The organism is Burkholderia sp. MSMB1459WGS (assembly GCF_001534535.1).
In the GTDB taxonomy this organism is placed as follows: Bacteria; Pseudomonadota; Gammaproteobacteria; order Burkholderiales; family Burkholderiaceae; genus Burkholderia.
Map to the genome: position 1 here is coordinate 50,124 of NZ_LPMU01000012.1, position 17,462 is coordinate 67,585.

Genomic DNA, 17,462 nt, shown 5'->3' on the forward strand with positions numbered 1-17,462 from the left:
CTCGAGCCGTTTTGCCCACCTTTGGAGAGAGTCATGGGACAGTACGCCGCGCCGCTGCGCGACATGCAATTCGTGTTGCACGAGCTTCTGAACGTCGAAGCCGAAGTCAAGCAAATGCCCAGGCATGCGGACCTCGACGCCGACACGATCAACCAGGTCCTCGAGGAAGCGGGCAAGTTCTGCTCCGAGGTACTGTTCCCGCTGAACCAGGTCGGCGACCGCGAAGGCTGCACGTATGAAGGCGACGGCGTCGTGAAGACCCCGACCGGCTTCAAGGAAGCGTATCGGCAGTACGTCGAGGCCGGCTGGCCGGCGCTCGGCTGCGATCCGGACTACGGCGGCCAGGGCCTGCCCGCGTTCGTGAACAACGCGCTCTATGAAATGCTGAACTCGGCGAACCAGGCATGGACGATGTATCCGGGCCTGTCGCACGGCGCGTACGAATGCCTGCACGCGCACGGCGCGCCGGAACTCCAGCAGCAATACCTGCCGAAGCTCGTGTCGGGCGAATGGACGGGCACGATGTGCCTGACCGAGCCGCACTGCGGCACCGACCTCGGCATCCTGCGCACCAAGGCCGAACCGAACGGCGACGGCTCGTACTCGATCAGCGGCACGAAGATCTTCATCTCGAGCGGCGAGCACGACATGTCGAAGAACATCGTTCACCTCGTGCTCGCGCGCCTGCCGGACGCGCCGCAAGGTACCAAGGGGATCTCGCTGTTCATCGTGCCGAAGTTCATTCCGGATGCTTCGGGCGAGCCGGGCGAGCGCAACGGCATCAAGTGCGGCTCGATCGAGCACAAGATGGGCATCCACGGCAACTCGACGTGCGTGATGAATCTCGACGGCGCGAAGGGCTGGATGGTCGGCGAGCCGAACAAGGGCTTGAACGCGATGTTCGTGATGATGAATGCCGCGCGTCTCGGCGTCGGCATGCAGGGCCTCGGCCTCACGGAAGTCGCGTACCAGAACTCGCTGGCGTATGCGAAGGAACGCCTGCAGATGCGCTCGCTGACGGGCCCGAAGGCACCGGACAAACCGGCCGACCCGATCATCGTGCATCCGGACGTGCGCCGCATGCTGCTCACGCAGAAGGCCTACGCGGAAGGCGCGCGCGCGTTCACGTACTGGTCCGCGCTGCAGATCGACAAGGAGCTGTCGCACGCCGACGAAGCGGTGCGCAAGGAAGCGGCCGACCTCGTCGCGTTGCTCACGCCGATCATCAAGGCGTTCCTGACCGACAACGCGTTCGAGTCGACCAACCACGCGATGCAGATCTACGGCGGCCACGGCTTCATCTCCGAGTGGGGCATGGAGCAGTACGTGCGCGACGCGCGGATCAACATGATCTACGAAGGCACGAACTCGATCCAGTCGCTCGACCTGCTGGGCCGCAAGGTGCTCGGCGACATGGGCGCGAAGCTGAAGAAGTTCGGCAAGCTCGTGACGGAATTCGCGGAAGCCGAAGGCGTGAAGCCGGAGATGGCCGAGTTCATCAACCCGCTCGCCGACATCGGTGAAAAGGTCCAGAAGCTGACGATGGAAATCGGCATGAAGGCGATGCAGAACCCCGACGAAGTCGGTGCTGCGGCCGTGCCGTACCTGCGTACCGTCGGCCACCTGGTGTTCTCGTACTTCTGGGCGCGCATGGCGCGCATCGCGCTCGACAACGAAGCATCCGGCGACCCGTTCTACAAGTCGAAGCTCGCGACCGCACGCTTCTACTTCGCGCGCCTGCTGCCCGAGACGGCCGCGACGATCCGCGCCGCGCGCGCTGGTTCGAAGACGCTGATGGAAGTCGACGAATCGCTGTTCTGACGCGAGTCCGGGCGGTGCGCGCCGCACGCCGCCCGAACGCAACGGTTCCTGGTACTCACTTCGCCGTGCAGCCCTCACATTCCGCGCTGCACGACACTATCCGGAGACATCCCGTGAGCAATTTCCTGATTCGCAAGGTCGCCGTGCTGGGCGCCGGCGTGATGGGCGCGCAGATCGCCGCGCACCTCGTCAACGCGCGCGTGCCGGTGCTGCTGTTCGACCTGCCGGCCAAGGAAGGCCCGAAAAACGCGATCGCGCTGAAGGCGATCGAGAACCTGAAGAAGCTGTCGCCCGCACCGTTCGGCGTGAAGGACGACGCGAAGTACCTCGAAGCGGCCAACTACGAAGACGACATCGCGAAGCTGGCCGAATGCGACGTCGTGATCGAAGCGATCGCCGAGCGGATGGACTGGAAGCACGACCTGTACAAGAAGGTCGCGCCGCACATCGCGTCGCACGCGATCTTCGCGACCAACACGTCGGGCCTGTCGATCACGAAGTTGTCCGAAGGTTTCTCGGACGAACTGAAGTCGCGCTTCTGCGGCGTGCACTTCTTCAATCCGCCGCGCTACATGCACCTCGTCGAGCTGATCCCGACTGCGCACACGCGTCCGGAAATCCTCGACCAGCTCGAAACCTTCCTGACGAGCGTCGTCGGCAAGGGCGTCGTACGCGCGAAGGACACGCCGAACTTCATTGCGAACCGCGTCGGCATCTTCTCGATCCTAGCGGTGATCACCGAAGCCGCGAAATTCGGCCTGCGCTTCGACGAAGTCGACGACCTGACCGGCAGCCGCCTTGGCCGCGCGAAGTCGGCGACGTTCCGCACCGCGGACGTGGTCGGCCTCGACACGATGGCGCACGTGATCAAGACGATGCAGGACAACCTCGCCGACGATCCGTTCTTCCCGGTCTACCAGACGCCCGCCGTGCTCGCCGAACTGGTGAAGCAGGGCGCGCTCGGCCAGAAGACGGGCGGCGGTTTCTACAAGAAGGAAGGCAAGGCGATCAAGGTGCTCGACGCGAAGACGGGCACCTACGTCGATTCGGGCGCGAAGGCGGACGAAACGGTCGGCCGCATCCTGAAGCGTCCGCCGGCGGAACGCCTGAAGCTCCTGCGCGAGACGGATCATCCGCATGCGCAATTCCTGTGGTCGATCTTCCGCGACGTGTTCCACTACATCGGCGTGCATCTCGAATCGATCGCCGACAACGCGCGCGACGTCGACCTCGCGATCCGCTGGGGCTTCGGCTGGAACGAAGGCCCGTTCGAAGGCTGGCAGGCCGCCGGCTGGAAGCAGGTCGCCGAATGGGTGCAGGAAGACATCGCGGCCGGCAAGGCGCTCGCGAACGTGCCGCTGCCGTCGTGGGTGCTCGAAGGCCCGGTCGCCGAGAAGGGCGGCGTGCACACGGCCGAAGGCTCGTGGGCGCCGGCGTCGAAGCGTTTCGTGCCGCGCTCGGATCTGGCCGTCTACGGCAAGCAGGTATTCCGCGCGCCGCTGATCGGCGAAGCGGGAGCCGATCCTAAGACCTACGGCAAGACGCTGTTCGAAACCGACGCGGTGCGCGCGTGGGTCGACGACCGTGCGGGTGAAGACGACGTCGTGATCGTGTCGTTCAAGTCGAAGATGAACACGATCGGGCCGAGCGTGATCGACGGCCTCGTGCAGGCGATCGAACTCGCGGAGAAGGACTACAAGGGCGTCGTGATCTGGCAGCCGACGTCGCTGAAGCTCGGCACGCCGGGCGGCCCGTTCTCGGCCGGCGCGAACCTCGAAGAGGCGATGCCCGCGTTCATGATGGGCGGCGCGAAGGGGATCGAGCCGTTCGTGAAGAAGTTTCAGGAAGGCATGCTGCGCGTGAAGTACGCGAACGTGCCGGTGGTGGCGGCCGTGTCGGGCATCGCGCTCGGCGGTGGGTGCGAGCTGATGCTGCACAGTGCGAAGCGCGTCGTGCACGTCGAGAGCTACATCGGCCTCGTCGAAGTGGGCGTCGGCCTCGTGCCGGCGGGCGGCGGCCTGAAGGAAGCGGCGCTGCGCGCGGCGGAAGCCGCGACGGCCGCGAATGCGACCACCGACATCCTGAAATTCGTCACGAAGTCGTTCGAGAACGCGGCGATGGCAAAGGTCTCGTCGTCGGCACACGATGCGCGCGCGATGGGCTACGTGAAGCCGTCCGACACGATCGTCTTCAACGTGTTCGAACTGCTCGACACCGCGAAGAAGGAAGCGCGTGCGCTGGCCGCCACCGGCTACCGCGCGCCGCTGCGCGCGAAGGACGTGCCGGTTGCGGGCCGTTCGGCGATCGCGACGATCAAGGCATCGCTCGTCAACATGCGCGACGGCCGCTTCATCAGCGACCACGACTATCTGATCGCGAGCCGCATCGCCGAAGCCGTGTGCGGCGGCGACGTCGAAGCCGGCAGCCTGGTCGACGAAGAGTGGCTGCTCGCGCTCGAGCGCCGCGCGTTCGTCGAGCTGCTCGGCACGCAGAAGACGCAGGAGCGGATCATGGGCATGTTGCAGACCGGCAAGCCGGTGCGTAACTGAGCGAGCGGACAGAGCGGACAAGGAGTCTGAAATGAGCAAACAATTGCAAGACGCATACATCGTCGCCGCCAGCCGCACGCCGATCGGCAAGGCCCCGCGCGGTGTCTTCAAGAACACGCGGCCGGACGAGCTGCTGGTTCACGCGATCAAGTCGGCGGTCGCGCAGGTGCCCGGTCTCGACACGAAGGTGATCGAGGACGCGATCATTGGCTGCGCGATTCCCGAAGCCGAACAAGGGCTGAACGTCGCGCGGATGGGCGCGCTGCTCGCAGGCCTGCCGCAGACGGTCGGCGGCGTGACGGTCAACCGTTTCTGCGCGTCGGGCATCACCGCGCTCGCGATGGCGGCCGACCGGATCCGCGTCGGCGAATCGGACGCGCTGCTCGCGGGCGGCTGCGAGTCGATGAGCATGGTGCCGATGATGGGCAACAAGCCGTCGATGTCGCCGCACATCTTCGATCGCAACGAAGATTTCGGCATCGCATACGGGATGGGCCTGACGGCCGAGCGCGTCGCCGAGCAGTGGAAGGTGAGCCGCGAGGACCAGGACGCGTTTTCGGTCGAGTCGCACCGCAAGGCGCTCGCCGCGCAGCAGGCCGGCGAGTTCGGCGACGAAATCGCTGCGTACACGATCACCGAGCGCTTCCCGAATCTCGCGACCGGCGAAATCGACGTGAAGACGCGCGAGATCAAGCTCGACGAAGGCCCGCGCGCGGATACGTCGCTCGAAGGCCTCGCGAAGCTGCGCACGGTGTTCGCGAACAAGGGCTCGGTCACGGCCGGCAACAGCTCGCAGACGTCGGACGGCGCGGGCGCGCTGCTCGTCGTGTCGGAGAAGGTGCTCAAGGAATTCAACCTGACGCCGCTCGCGCGCTTCGTGAGCTTCGCGGTGCGCGGCGTGCCGCCGGAAATCATGGGCATCGGCCCGAAGGAAGCGATTCCGGCCGCGCTGAAGGCCGCCGGCCTGAAGCAGGACGACCTCGACTGGATCGAGCTGAACGAGGCGTTCGCCGCGCAGTCGCTGGCGGTGATGCGCGATCTCGGCCTCGATCCGTCGAAGGTCAACCCGATGGGCGGCGCGATCGCGCTGGGCCACCCGCTCGGCGCGACCGGCGCGATCCGCGCGGCGACCGTCGTGCACGGCCTGCGCCGCCGCAACCTGAAATACGGGATGGTCACGATGTGCGTCGGCACCGGCATGGGCGCGGCGGGCATCATCGAACGCCTGTAAGCGGGACGCGACGAAGAGCGACGACGGTGCGCGGGCCACGAGCTCGCGCACCGTTTTTCATTCCGGTAGAGGACAGTTGAAGGAGACGGTTGTGGCCGACATTCAAGTGGAACGCGCCGACGGCGTGATGACGATCACGATCGCGCGCCCGGCGAAGAAGAATGCGCTGACGGCGGCGATGTACCAGACGATGGCCGATGCGCTCGCCGACGCGCAGGAAGACAAGGCGGTCCGCGCGATCCTGCTGCGCGGTAGCGACGGCAATTTCAGCTCGGGGAACGATCTCGAGGATTTCCTGAAGTCGCCGCCGAAGGACGACACCGCATCGGTCTTCCAGTTTCTGGCGCGGATCAGCGGCGCGAGCAAGCCGATCGTGGCGGCCGTGCCGGGCATCGCGGTCGGGGTCGGCGTGACGATGCTGCTGCACTGCGATCTGGTCTACGCGGCCGACACCGCGACGTTCTCGCTGCCGTTCGTGCAGCTCGGGCTGTGCCCGGAAGCGGCGTCGAGCGCCCTGCTGCCGCGCCTGGCCGGCCATCAGGTCGCCGCCGAGAAGCTGTTGCTCGGCGAGGCGTTCGACGCGCTGGAAGCGCACCGGATCGGCATCGTCAATCGCGTGCTGCCGGCGGCCGAACTCGACGCATTCGCGGCGAAGCAGGCGGCGAAGCTGGCGGCGTTGCCGGCGGCTTCACTGCGTGTGACGAAGGCGCTGTTGAAGGATACGGGCGGCGTGGCGACGCCCGCGCGGATGGCCGAGGAAGCGCGCCACTTCGGCGCGATGCTGCGCGCGCCGGAGGCGCGCGAGGCGATGACGGCGTTCTTCGAGAAACGCAAGCCGGATTTCCGTCAGTTCGACTGAACGGAGCAGGCCGCGCCGGCGGTGGCTCGCCGCTGCGCGGCCGCGATCGCGATCAGGCCGTGCCGTAGTCGACGTACCCCGTTTCGCGGCAGAAGCTGACGAGCCGCAAGCCGGCCGCCTTCGCGATCTCGATCGCGAGCGACGACGGCGCGGAGATGGTCGCGACCAGCGGGATGCCGACCCGCGCGGCCTTGCGTACGAGCTCGTAGCTCGCGCGGCTCGACAGGAACACGAAGCCGTCGGTGGGATCGGCACGCGACAGCACGAGCGAGCCGATCAGCTTGTCGAGCGCATTGTGGCGGCCGACGTCCTCGAATGCCGTCCGGATCGCGCCTGTTGCGTCGCACCATGCGGCCGCATGCAGGCCGCCGGTCAGTTTCGTGAGCGCCTGGTGTGCCGGCAGCGCATGCGCTGCACGCGCCAGCGCGTCGGGCGCAAGACGCGCGAGAAAGCCGGTATCGGGCACGCGTTCGGGCGCAAGGTCGAGCAGGTCGATGCTTTCTATTCCGCAGACGCCGCAGCCCGTGCGCCCCGCGAGCGCGCGGCGCCGGTCCTTCAGCGCGGCGAACGCCTGCTGGACGACTTCCAGGTGGACTTCCGCATGCGGCAGCGGCGCGTCGGCGTGCAGGATCACCTCGATGTCCTTGATGTCGCTGCCGCGCGCGACGATCCCTTCCGAGATCGCGAAGCCGACCGCGAACGCTTCGAGATCGCATGGCGTACACATCATCACCGCGTGCGAGATGCCGTTGAAGACGAGGGCGACCGGCCATTCCTGGCCGACGAAGTCGTGCGCGGTCTCGACCGCGCCGCCGCGCGTGCGGCTCACGGGCAGCTCGATCGCGCCGCGCGGTTCGTCTGATTGGGTCGGATTCACGAGCACTCCCGTTGATTCGAAGCACGGTCGGCGACGATCGTGCCGCCGCCCGCGCGCAGAGGTTCTAAAATACCCCAGGCAAGCCGGCCGCGCCGGCATCCGCCACGTCAGGTAACGACCATGGGACTCAGCGACGCTCCGTTGCTCTTCAACTTCGAACACGATTCGTCGGAAAACTTCACGTACATCCCGATGATCGTGCGTTTCAATCTCGACCGCTTCGGGCTGCGGATATCGCTCGAGCAGTGGCAACTGCTGCCGCTCGAGGACCGCAAGCTGCTCGCGCGCTTTCCGGCCGACGACGACACCGCGATCGAGCCCAACTTCGATCACGCGCTGTTCGAAATGCTGCGCACGCACGCCGATCTGGAGCCGTCATGGTTCCAGCCGGACGAGCAGCCGGCCTGGCGCGCCGTCGACGCGGTGCCGGAGTCGCTCGTGCAGCAAAGCGCGCTGGCCGGGCTGCCGGCGCCCGCGCTCGCGCAGTGGCAGCGGCTCGCGCCGTTCCAGCGCTACGTGCTGGTCAAGCTGTCGCGCAAGCCGGCGCTGAATCACGATTTCGTGCCCGCGATGCGCGAGTTCGGGCTGACGGCCGCGCACTGACGGCCGCCCGCCGCGCTGCGGTGCGCCGCCTGCCGTCAGAGCGGCGGCAGTTGCCGCGGCTTGCGGTCGGGCCCGGTCGCGACGTACGTGAGCGTCGCTTCGGTGACCTTCACGACTTCGCCCATCAGGCGCATGCGCTGCGCATACACCTCGACGTCGACCGTGATCGACGTGTTGCCGGTGCGCATGATGGTCGCGTAGAAGCTCAGCAGATCGCCGACGAACACCGGTTGCTTGAACACGAACGAGTTGACCGCGACCGTCGCGACGCGGCCGTTCGCGCGCTGGCTCGCGGGGATCGAACCGGCGATGTCGACCTGCGACATGATCCAGCCGCCGAACACGTCGCCGTGAACGTTCGCGTCGTGCGGTTGCGGGACGACGCGCAGCGCGGGCTGCTTCTGCGGGAGTTCGAGGGTCGAATCGGTCATGGCGGGGCTTTCATCCTGTAATAAATGGGCCGCCGCGCGCAGCGTGGCCGGCGAGGGCGCTGGCAGCGGCGCGAAGCGGCTTCTGCGACAATACAACGTTCGCAAATTGTACGAGAAAGCGCGCGAGCCGGCCGCCGATATGCGCGTCCCGTACCGCCGCACAACCCTTCCCCCATGCGCCGATTTCCCGCTTCCGGCGAGCCCGCGCCGGCTTCGACCGGGCCTCGCAACGACTGGCAGACCATCCGGTCGCTGCTGCCGTACCTGGCCACCTACAAATGGCGCGTCGCGCTCGCGCTCGGCTGCCTGATCGGTGCGAAGGTCGCGAACCTCGGCGTGCCGGTCGTGATGAAGCGCATCGTCGATCATCTGTCCGCCGTGCAGCAACTCACCGCGCTCGGGCGTGCCGAGCAGTCGGCCGGCATCGTGCTCGCGGGCGGCGTCGGGCTGCTGGTCGTCGCGTATGCGCTCGTGCGGCTGTCGACGTCGCTCTTTACCGAGCTGCGCGAAATCCTGTTCTCGAAGGTCACCGAGAGCGCGGTGCGTCAGCTCGCGCTGCAGGTGTTCCGGCATCTGCACGGGCTGTCGCTGCGGTTTCACCTCGAACGCCAGACGGGCGGCATGTCGCGCGACATCGAGCGCGGCACGCGCGGCATCCAGCAGCTGATTTCGTATTCGCTGTACAGCATCCTGCCGACGCTCGTCGAGGTCGGGCTCGTGCTCGGCTTCTTCGTGGTCAAGTACGAGGCCTACTACGCGTACGTGACGTTCGCGGCGCTCATCACGTACATCGTGTTCACCGTGAAGGTCACCAACTGGCGCACGCATTTCCGCCGCACGATGAACGAACTCGATTCGCGCGCGAACTCGCGGGCGATCGACTCGCTGATCAACTACGAGACGGTGAAGTACTTCGGCAACGAGGAGTGGGAGGCGCAACGCTACGACGAGAACCTGAAGCGCTACCGCAAGGCCGCGATCCGCTCGCAGAACTCGCTGTCGGTGCTGAACTTCGGCCAGCAGGCGATCATCGGCACCGGGCTCGTGTTCATCCTGTGGCGCGCGACCCAGGGCGTGCTCGCGGGCAAGCTGACGCTCGGCGATCTCGTGCTGATCAACACGTTCATGCTGCAGCTGTACATTCCGCTGAACTTCCTCGGCGTCGTCTATCGCGAGCTGAAGCAGAGCCTGACCGACATGGACCGGATGTTCGGGCTGCTGACGGCGCCGAAGGAAGTGGCCGACCGGCCCGATGCGCCGCCGCTCGCGGTGGCCGGCGCGCAGGTGCGCTTCGAGCACGTGAACTTCGCGTACGAGCCGTCGCGGCAGATCCTGCACGACGTGACGTTTACGATCGAGGCCGGCACGACGACCGCGGTGGTCGGCCACAGCGGTTCGGGGAAATCGACGTTGTCGCGGCTGCTGTTCCGCTTCTACGATCTCGACCGGCAGGCGGGCGGCGCGATCCGGATCGATGGCCAGGACATCCGCGACGTCACGCAGGAATCGCTGCGCGCATCGATCGGGATCGTGCCGCAGGACACCGTGCTGTTCAACGACTCGATCTACTACAACATCGCGTACGGCCGGCCGACCGCGAGCCGCGACGAAGTGATCGCGGCCGCGCGCGCCGCGCACATCCACGACTTCATCGAGAGCTTGCCGAAGGGCTATGACACGCCGGTCGGCGAGCGCGGGCTGAAGCTGTCGGGCGGCGAAAAGCAGCGCGTCGCGATCGCGCGGACGCTGCTGAAGGATCCGCCGGTGCTGCTGTTCGACGAAGCGACGTCGGCGCTCGATTCGCGCTCGGAACGCGCGATCCAGCACGAACTCGACCAGATCGCGCGGCATCGCACGACGCTCGTGATCGCGCACCGGCTGTCGACGGTCGTGCACGCGCAGCAAATTCTCGTGATGGACCACGGGCGGATCGTCGAGCGCGGCACGCACGACGAACTCGTGCGCGCCGACGGGCTGTATGCGCAGATGTGGGCGTTGCAGCAGCAACGCGCGGCGGCCGGCGGGGAAGAGGCCGAGGCCGCGTGAGCGCGGGTGTCGCGACGCGGCGTGCGGCGGGAGCGGGCGGTGTGCAGGCTGTCGGCAGCGTGGTGTCGTCACCGCCGGGTGAGCCGGCGGGGCGTTCCCGACATTCGATCGCGGATCGGTTCGCGGCCGGTCGACCGGGCGCCACATCGGCCCGTCACTCCATCGGCCCGTCACCTCATCGAGCCGTCACCGTCACCCCATCGGCCGCCGCGCCGGCGAACCGGTAGTCGGCAGGCGGCCGCGAAACGATCAGCCCGCGGCGGTGCGCAGCCGCGCGTCGAGTTCGCCGAGCTGCGCGGGCGTGCCGACGTTCTCCCAGATCCCTTCGTACAGTTCGCCGCTCGCGCGGCCGGCTTCGATCGCCGCGCGATAGTACGGCGTCAGCGCGCGCCGCGTGCCGGGCGCGAGGTCGCGGAACATCCGCGTGTCGTACAGGCCGATGTTGCCGAACGTGAAGCGCGCGGCGCCGTCGAGCGCGAGACGGCCATCGTCGCCGAGCGCGAAGTCGCCGGCCGGATGGAATGGCGGGTTCGGCACCATCACGAGGTGCATCGCCGGCGTGTCGAGCGCGGCCATCCGGGCGGCGCGCGGCGCGAGCGTCCGGTAGTCGAACGCGCAGTACACGTCGCCGCTGACGGCCGCGAACACGGCCGGCTGCCCGTCGCGCTCGAGCAGCGGCAGCGCCTGCGCGATGCCGCCGGCGGTTTCCAGCGCGTCGCCCTCGGCCGAATACGCGAGCCGCACGCCCCAGCGCGAACCGTTGCCGAGCGCGGCCTCGATCTGCTCGCCGAGCCATGCGTGGTTGATCACGATGGTCTCGATGCCCGCACGCGCGAGCGCCTCGATCTGCCATACGATCAGCGGCTTGCCGCCGGCTTCGAGCAGCGGCTTCGGGCAGGTGTCGGTGAGCGGGCGCATCCGCTCGCCGCGTCCGGCGGCGAAGATCATCGCCGTGGTCAGGGTAGTGCTCATGTTCGACGGGGTGTGAGGACGGTCAGAACGTATAGCCGACGTCGGCCGGCGCGTTGCCCTCGAGCTCGTCGAGCAGCTTCGCGAACGGCACGAGCGGGCGGTAGCGTAGCGCGACCTTGCGCGCGTACGCGAGGAAGCGCGGCAGGTCGGCGAGGTAATGCGGCTTGCCGTCGCGGTAGTTGATGCGCGCGAACAGGCCGAGGATCTTGATATGGCGCTGCAGCCCCATCCATTCGAGCTGGCGGTAGAACTCGCCGAAGTCGGGATCGACCGGCAGGCCGGCCTTTTTCGCCTTTTCCCAGTAGTACGCGAAGCAATCGAGCTCGAACTCCTCGTCCCAGCTGATGAATGCGTCGCGCAGCAGCGACACGACGTCGTACGTCAGCGGCCCGTACACGGCGTCCTGGAAGTCGAGCACGCCCGGGTTCGGTTCGCACACCATCAGGTTGCGCGGCATGAAGTCGCGCAGCATGAAGCCTTGCGGCTGCGCATGCGCGCTCGCGACCAGCAGCGCGAACGTGCGGTCGAGCGTGCCGCGCATCGCGTCGGTCACGGGTTTGCCGAGGTGGCGGCCGATGAACCATTCGGGCAGCAGCTCCATTTCGCGGCGCAGGAACGCTTCGTCGAACGGCGGCAGCACGTCGGGCTTCGACGTGAGCTGGAAGCGGATCAGCGCATCGAGCGCGGCGCGCATCAGCGTTCGCGCGGCGGCCGGATCGGCCGGATCGAGCACCGAGATGTACGACGTGCGGCCGAGGTCGGTCACGAGCATGAAGCCCGCGTCGAAATCGTGGGCCAGCACGTCCGGCACGTGGTCGCCGGCCGCGGCGAGCAACTGCGCGACCTGGACGAACTCGCGGCACTTCTCGGGCGGCGGCGCATCGACCGCGATCAGCGTGCCGCCGGCGCTGGTGGCCGATGCGACGCGGAAATAGCGGCGGAAACTGGCGTCCGACGACGCGGGCGCGAGGGTCGACAGATCGAGCGCGTAGCGCTCGGCGAGCGGGCGCAGCCACGCGGTGAGCGCTTCGAGGCGGGCGTCGGGCTGGGATGCGGCGGATGGGGGCGTCATGAAACTCGGCGGAGGGGGGAACGTCTTGCCATATAATACCCCACGACTTTTTTGACGCGCCCCGCGTCAGCTTCCGCCGTGCAGGCTCGCCGCCTGTCGCGCCGTCCGCCCGATCGCCTCCCCGGTTTGCGAAGAGCCGCAGTCGCGGCTCGACGGCGCGGGCCGCCGCGCGACGGTGCCGTGCAGGCGCGGTTGACAAGGGGCGATTCGCCAAACGATAGATGCCGCCCAAACCGCTATTCCCGAATGTTTTCCCCGGTGACGGGGCGCCGCGCAAACGGCGGCTCGCGCTCGCGCTCCTGGCCGTGCCCGGCCTCGTGCCGGCCGTGTCGTACGCGCAGCTGACGGGTGCGGCTGCGCAGCCGCAGCCGCTCGACTCGCCGTGGGATCTGCGTCTCGCGCCCCAGCTCGAGGATCATCCGCTGAAGGACGGCGCGAAGCCGGCCGCTTTCGTGATCGCCGACCATACGAGCGGCACCGCCGAGCAGGACCTCGCCGCGAAGGGTTCGGCCGAGCTGCGGCGCGGCGACGCCGTCGTGAAGGCCGACGCGATCCACTACGATCAGGATACCGACATGGCCGATGCGTACGGCCAGGTCAAGGTGATCAACGGCGGCACGTCGTTCGCGGGCCCCGAGGCGCACCTGAAGATCGAGGCGAACCAGGGCTTCATGACCGCGCCGAAGTATCACTTCAACGTGACGGGCGGGTCGGGCAGCGCGGAGCGCGTCGACATGGTCGACAACGAGCGCTCGGTGTTCGTCAACGGCACGTATACGGCGTGCCAGTGCTCGACGAACCCCGCGTGGTACATCAAGGGCAGCCGCTTCGATTTCGATACGGGCGCCGACGAGGGCACCGCGCGCAACGGCGTGCTGTTCTTCCAGGGCGTGCCGATCTTCGCGAGCCCGTGGATGACGTTCCCGCTGTCGGGCGAGCGGCGCAGCGGCCTGCTGCCGCCGACGTTCTCGATGAACTCGAGCAACGGCTTCGAGCTGACGCTGCCGTACTACTTCAACATCGCGCCGAACCGCGATCTCACGCTCACGCCGCGCATCATCTCGCGGCGCGGCGTGATGACCGAAGCGACGTTCCGCTATCTGTCGCCGTCGTATTCGGGCACGTTTACGGCCAATTACCTGCCGGACGACCGGCTCGCGCACCGCAACCGCTACGCGATCTACTGGCAGCACCAGCAGAACTTCGGCGGCGGCTTCGGCGGCTACGTCTACTTCAACAAGGTCTCGGACAACACGTATCCCGAAGACCTCGGGTCGTCGAACCAGTTCATCAACGGCACGCAGACGCTGTACCAGCAGGAAGCCGGCCTCACGTACAACAACGGCCCGTGGTCGGTGCTCGCGCGCTACCAGCACTGGCAGACGCTGCCGCCGTCGATCGCGCCGTACAGCCGCGAGCCGCAGTTGAACGTGAAGTACACGAAGTACAACGTCGGCGGCTTCGACTTCGGCGCGGAAGCCGACTACTCGCGGTTCCGCATCACGACCGCCGATGCGACCCAGGGCGACCGGATCGTCTTCAACCCGTACATCTCGTACGGCGTGTACGGCCCCGGCTACTTCGTCGTGCCGAAGGTCCAGTACCACTTCGCGTCGTACGACCTGAACTACCTGTCGTCGACCACGCCGAACAACCCGAAGCGCTTCACTGAGTCGATCCCGACCGTGAGCTTCGATTCGGGGCTGATCTTCGATCGTTCGGTGCGCCTGTTCGGCCAGGACTTCATTCAAACCCTCGAGCCGCGCCTGTACTACGTGTACACGCCGTATCGCGATCAGTCGAACGCGCCGCTGTTCGACACCGCGGAATCGGACTTCGGCCTCGCGGAGATCTACCAGCCGAACACGTTCGTCGGCAACGACCGGATCGCCGATGCGAACCGGATCACGGCCGGCCTCACGTCGCGCTTCATCGATCCGCGCACCGGCGACGAGCGCGCGCGCTTCGTGATCGCGCAGCAGTACTACTTCGCCGATCAGCGCGTCACGCTGAACCCCGGGCAGAGCGCCGTGCTGGCGCGCCACTCGGACCTGATCGTCGGCGCCGCGCTGAAGCTCGGCTCGGGCTTCATGTCGGAAACGGCGTTCCAGTACAACCAGAACAACAACCAGCTCGTGAAGTCGAGCGTCGGTTTCGGCTACAGCCCGGGCGAGCGCCGCGTGATCAACGTCGGCTACCGCTATACGCGCGCGAACACCACGCTCGACAACCAGCCGATCAACCAGTTCCTGGTGTCCGCGCAATGGCCGCTCACGCGCCGCCTGTATGCGATCGGCCGTTTCAACTACGACCTCGCCGGAGATCGCGTGGTCGACGGTCTGGTCGGCTTACAATACGACGCGGATTGCTGGGCGCTCGGGGTCGGGGTGCAGCGGGCCGCGAACGGCATCAATTCGTCGGGACAGCAGAACTCGTCGACGCGATTCATGATGCAGCTGACGCTCAAGGGCTTGTCGACCATCGACAACGGCCTCGTGTCCGCATTCCGCGCCGGGGTGCCGGGCTACACGCCGTTGCCGCCGCCGCCGCCGCCGATGTCCCGCTTCAGCAACTACGAGTAACGCCGGCATGTCTGCACCGGTCAGCACGATTTCAATGGAGTTTCAGTGGCAATGAAGAAAACCCTTCGTTTCGCGGCAGTCGTGTCCAGCCTCGCCGCGTCCGCCGCGCTGCTCGCCGCCGCGCCGGCCGCGGCGCAGGCGCTCGGTTCGCAAGGTGCGCAGCTCGCCGACGAAGTCGTCGCCGTCGTCAACAACGACGTGATCACGGGCCGCGAACTCGACCAGCGCGTGGGCCTGATCGCCCGCCGGCTGCAGCAGCAGAACGCGCCGGTGCCGCCGGCCGACCAGTTGCGCGCGCAGGTGCTGAACCAGATGGTGCTCGAACGTATCCAGGTGCAGAAGGCCAAGGACGACGGAATCCGCATCGACGACGCGACCGTGCAGGCCACGCTGCAGCGGCTCGCGCAGGCGAACGGGATGACGCTCGACCAGTACCGCGCGCGTCTCGAGGCGCAGGGCGTGCCCTGGAGCATCTTCACGAACGACGCACGCACCGAGCTGATGCTGTCGAAGCTGCGCGAGCGCGAGGTCGACGGCAAGATCACGGTGTCGGACGCCGAGGTCGCGAACTACATCGCGAGCCAGCGCGGGCCGAACGCGTCGCAGCAGCAGGACCTGCGCTTCCAGCACATCTTCATCAAGGCGCCCACCAACGCGCCGCAGGCCGACATCGAAGCCGCGCAGAAGAAGGCCGAAGCGCTGCTGCAGCAGGCGAAGTCGGGCGCCGATTTCGAGCGGCTCGCGAAGAACAACTCCGAAGCGAACGACGCGAAGAAGGGCGGCGATCTCGGCTTCAAGTCGCCGAGCGCGCTGCCGGCCGACGTCGTCGACGCCGCGTCGAAGCTGCGCCCCGGCCAGGTCAATCCGACGCTGATCCGCGTGCCGGACGGCTTCGAGATCGTGCGCCTGGTCGATCGCCGCCAGAGCCAGGGCGCGAGCGCCGCCGCGCCGAAGATTGTGCAGACCCACGTGCGCCACATCCTGCTGCGCGTCGGCGAAGGCAAGTCGGAAGGCCAGGCGCGTCAGCAACTGATCGACATCCGCAACCAGGTCGAGGCCGGCGGCGATTTCGCGAAGTTCGCGCGCACCTACTCGCAGGACGGTTCCGCATCGCAGGGCGGCGATCTCGGCTGGATCAGCCCGGGCGAGACCGTGCCGGAATTCGAGCGCGCGATGAACAACCTGCAGGACGGCCAGATCAGCCAGCCGATTCGTACCGAGTACGGCTACCACCTGATCCAGGTGCTGAACCGCCGCGAGGCCGAAGGGTCGGTGCAGCAGCAGATGGACATCGCCCGTCAGGCGATCGGCCAGCGCAAGGCGGAACAGGCATATGCCGACTGGCTGCGCGAGCTGCGCGATTCGTCGTACGTGCAGTACAAGATCGGCGGCGTCGGCCCGGCGAACTGAGCGAGCATCGGATGACCACGCCCGCGCTGCAGATCGCGATCACGACCGGCGAACCGGCGGGGGTCGGCCCGGAACTGACCGTGCAGGCGTTGCGTGACGCCGCGCAGCGCTGGCCCGACGTGCATTTCACCGTGCTCGGCGATGCAGCGCTGCTCGACGCGCGGGCCGCGGCGGTCGGCGCCGACCGGGCCGCGTGGGCCGGCGGCACGCAGGTGTCGGTCGCGCATCATGCGCTGGCGGTGCCGGCGCAGGCGGGCAAGCTGGACGCGGCGAACGGCCGCTACGTGCTCGGGCTGCTCGACGCGGCGATCGACGGCGCGCTGGCGGGCCGGTACGACGCGATCGTCACCGCGCCGCTGCAGAAGAGCACGATCAACGACGCGGGCGTGCCCTTCACCGGCCATACCGAATACCTGGCCGAACGCACGCATACGCCGCGCGTCGTGATGATGCTGGCGGGCACCGGCGACCGGCCGTTGCGCGTCGCGCTCGCGACCACGCACCTGCCGCTGAAGGACGTATCGGCCGCGCTGACGATCGACGGGCTCGTCGAGACGCTCGCGATCATCGATCGCGACCTGCGGCGCGACTTCGGTCTCGCCGCGCCGCGCATCCTCGTGACGGGCCTGAACCCGCATGCGGGCGAGAACGGTTATCTCGGCCGCGAGGAGATCGACGTGATCTCGCCGGCGCTGGCCCGCGCGAACGCGCAACGCATCGACGCGCGCGGCCCGTATCCGGCCGACACGCTGTTCCAGCCGCGCCATCTGGCCGATGCCGACTGCGTGCTCGCGATGTTCCATGACCAGGGCCTGCCCGTGCTGAAGTACGCGACGTTCGGCGAGGGCATCAACGTGACGCTCGGGCTGCCGATCATCCGCACGTCGGTCGATCACGGCACCGCGCTCGATCTGGCCGGCACGGGCCGCGCGGATCCGGGCAGCATGATCGCCGCGCTCGATACGGCCGTCACGATGGCGCGCCATCGCCGCGCAGCCTGACGCTGCCG

General features: G+C 67.6%; 13 protein-coding genes. 9 read left to right on the forward strand and 4 right to left on the reverse strand.

From position 1 onward, the window contains the following. Positions 1 to 33 precede the first annotated feature (33 nt). The 4 genes from WT97_RS05245 to WT97_RS05260 all read left to right on the forward strand — a co-directional run bounded on the left by WT97_RS05245 (position 34) and on the right by WT97_RS05260 (position 6,460). Positions 34 to 1,821, forward strand: a complete 1,788-nt coding sequence (locus WT97_RS05245) for an acyl-CoA dehydrogenase C-terminal domain-containing protein (protein ID WP_059504456.1) — start codon at positions 34 to 36, stop codon at positions 1,819 to 1,821. Between the two features lie 113 nt (positions 1,822 to 1,934). After that, entirely contained in the window at positions 1,935 to 4,370 is a 2,436-nt protein-coding gene (locus WT97_RS05250; RefSeq protein WP_059504458.1) for a 3-hydroxyacyl-CoA dehydrogenase/enoyl-CoA hydratase family protein, read from the forward strand. A gap of 31 nt (positions 4,371 to 4,401) precedes the next feature. Then, a complete protein-coding gene (locus tag WT97_RS05255) occupies positions 4,402 to 5,601 on the forward strand; it encodes an acetyl-CoA C-acyltransferase (RefSeq protein WP_059504460.1) in 1,200 nt (399 codons plus the stop codon). A gap of 91 nt (positions 5,602 to 5,692) precedes the next feature. Next, positions 5,693 to 6,460: an enoyl-CoA hydratase gene (locus WT97_RS05260; protein ID WP_060030353.1), complete on the forward strand. Its 768-nt coding sequence runs from the start codon at positions 5,693 to 5,695 to the stop codon at positions 6,458 to 6,460. Between the two features lie 52 nt (positions 6,461 to 6,512). Here WT97_RS05260 and fdhD read toward each other — a convergent pair whose 3' ends face one another. Continuing rightward, a complete protein-coding gene (fdhD, locus tag WT97_RS05265) occupies positions 6,513 to 7,337 on the reverse strand; it encodes a formate dehydrogenase accessory sulfurtransferase FdhD (protein ID WP_059504603.1) in 825 nt (274 codons plus the stop codon). Positions 7,338 to 7,457: 120 nt separating this feature from the next. Between fdhD and WT97_RS05270 the strand changes: the two genes are divergently transcribed. After that, the gene (locus tag WT97_RS05270; RefSeq protein WP_059504464.1) at positions 7,458 to 7,940 is read left to right on the forward strand and encodes a nitrate reductase associated protein; all 483 of its coding nucleotides are present in this window, start codon (positions 7,458 to 7,460) and stop codon (positions 7,938 to 7,940) included. A 35-nt stretch (positions 7,941 to 7,975) separates the two neighbouring features. On the opposite strand, the gene WT97_RS05275 is transcribed toward WT97_RS05270, so the two are convergent. Further along, entirely contained in the window at positions 7,976 to 8,371 is a 396-nt protein-coding gene (locus WT97_RS05275) for an acyl-CoA thioesterase (protein WP_006485741.1), read from the reverse strand. A 174-nt stretch (positions 8,372 to 8,545) separates the two neighbouring features. On the opposite strand from WT97_RS05275, the gene WT97_RS05280 reads away from it, so the two are divergent. After that, positions 8,546 to 10,417 (forward strand): ABC transporter ATP-binding protein/permease, encoded by a 1,872-nt coding sequence (locus WT97_RS05280; RefSeq protein WP_059504466.1) that lies wholly within the window; start codon positions 8,546 to 8,548, stop codon positions 10,415 to 10,417. A 249-nt stretch (positions 10,418 to 10,666) separates the two neighbouring features. Here WT97_RS05280 and murU read toward each other — a convergent pair whose 3' ends face one another. Both murU and WT97_RS05290 read right to left on the reverse strand, forming a co-directional pair. Next, the gene (gene murU / locus WT97_RS05285; protein ID WP_059793990.1) at positions 10,667 to 11,389 is read right to left on the reverse strand and encodes an N-acetylmuramate alpha-1-phosphate uridylyltransferase MurU; all 723 of its coding nucleotides are present in this window, start codon (positions 11,387 to 11,389) and stop codon (positions 10,667 to 10,669) included. A 22-nt stretch (positions 11,390 to 11,411) separates the two neighbouring features. Then, positions 11,412 to 12,461 carry an aminoglycoside phosphotransferase family protein gene (locus WT97_RS05290; RefSeq protein ID WP_059793992.1) on the reverse strand — a complete coding sequence of 350 codons (1,050 nt, stop codon included), beginning with the start codon at positions 12,459 to 12,461 and terminating at the stop codon, positions 11,412 to 11,414. 221 nt (positions 12,462 to 12,682) lie between these two features. Between WT97_RS05290 and WT97_RS05295 the strand changes: the two genes are divergently transcribed. Genes WT97_RS05295 through pdxA form a run of 3 tightly spaced genes read left to right on the forward strand, consistent with a single transcriptional unit; the run spans position 12,683 to position 17,454 of the window. Then, the gene (locus WT97_RS05295) at positions 12,683 to 15,043 is read left to right on the forward strand and encodes an LPS-assembly protein LptD (RefSeq protein WP_059793994.1); all 2,361 of its coding nucleotides are present in this window, start codon (positions 12,683 to 12,685) and stop codon (positions 15,041 to 15,043) included. Positions 15,044 to 15,094: 51 nt separating this feature from the next. Continuing rightward, positions 15,095 to 16,453 carry a peptidylprolyl isomerase gene (locus WT97_RS05300; RefSeq protein WP_060030359.1) on the forward strand — a complete coding sequence of 453 codons (1,359 nt, stop codon included), beginning with the start codon at positions 15,095 to 15,097 and terminating at the stop codon, positions 16,451 to 16,453. A gap of 11 nt (positions 16,454 to 16,464) precedes the next feature. Then, positions 16,465 to 17,454 (forward strand): 4-hydroxythreonine-4-phosphate dehydrogenase PdxA, encoded by a 990-nt coding sequence (gene pdxA, locus WT97_RS05305; protein WP_060353092.1) that lies wholly within the window; start codon positions 16,465 to 16,467, stop codon positions 17,452 to 17,454. The last annotated feature ends 8 nt before the right edge of the window (positions 17,455 to 17,462 follow it).

What these genes read in the sequence shown, in the direction of transcription:
- WT97_RS05245 (WP_059504456.1), top strand. Translation starts at nt 34, where the DNA reads ATGGGACAGTACGCCGCGCCGCTGCGCGACATGCAATTCGTGTTGCAC.
- WT97_RS05255 (WP_059504460.1), top strand. Translation starts at nt 4,402, where the DNA reads ATGAGCAAACAATTGCAAGACGCATACATCGTCGCCGCCAGCCGCACG.
- WT97_RS05270 (WP_059504464.1), top strand. Translation starts at nt 7,458, where the DNA reads ATGGGACTCAGCGACGCTCCGTTGCTCTTCAACTTCGAACACGATTCG.
- WT97_RS05275 (WP_006485741.1), bottom strand. Translation starts at nt 8,371, where the DNA reads ATGACCGATTCGACCCTCGAACTCCCGCAGAAGCAGCCCGCGCTGCGC.
- WT97_RS05280 (WP_059504466.1), top strand. Translation starts at nt 8,546, where the DNA reads ATGCGCCGATTTCCCGCTTCCGGCGAGCCCGCGCCGGCTTCGACCGGG.
- murU (WP_059793990.1), bottom strand. Translation starts at nt 11,389, where the DNA reads ATGAGCACTACCCTGACCACGGCGATGATCTTCGCCGCCGGACGCGGC.
- WT97_RS05290 (WP_059793992.1), bottom strand. Translation starts at nt 12,461, where the DNA reads ATGACGCCCCCATCCGCCGCATCCCAGCCCGACGCCCGCCTCGAAGCG.
- WT97_RS05295 (WP_059793994.1), top strand. Translation starts at nt 12,683, where the DNA reads ATGCCGCCCAAACCGCTATTCCCGAATGTTTTCCCCGGTGACGGGGCG.
- WT97_RS05300 (WP_060030359.1), top strand. Translation starts at nt 15,095, where the DNA reads ATGAAGAAAACCCTTCGTTTCGCGGCAGTCGTGTCCAGCCTCGCCGCG.
- pdxA (WP_060353092.1), top strand. Translation starts at nt 16,465, where the DNA reads ATGACCACGCCCGCGCTGCAGATCGCGATCACGACCGGCGAACCGGCG.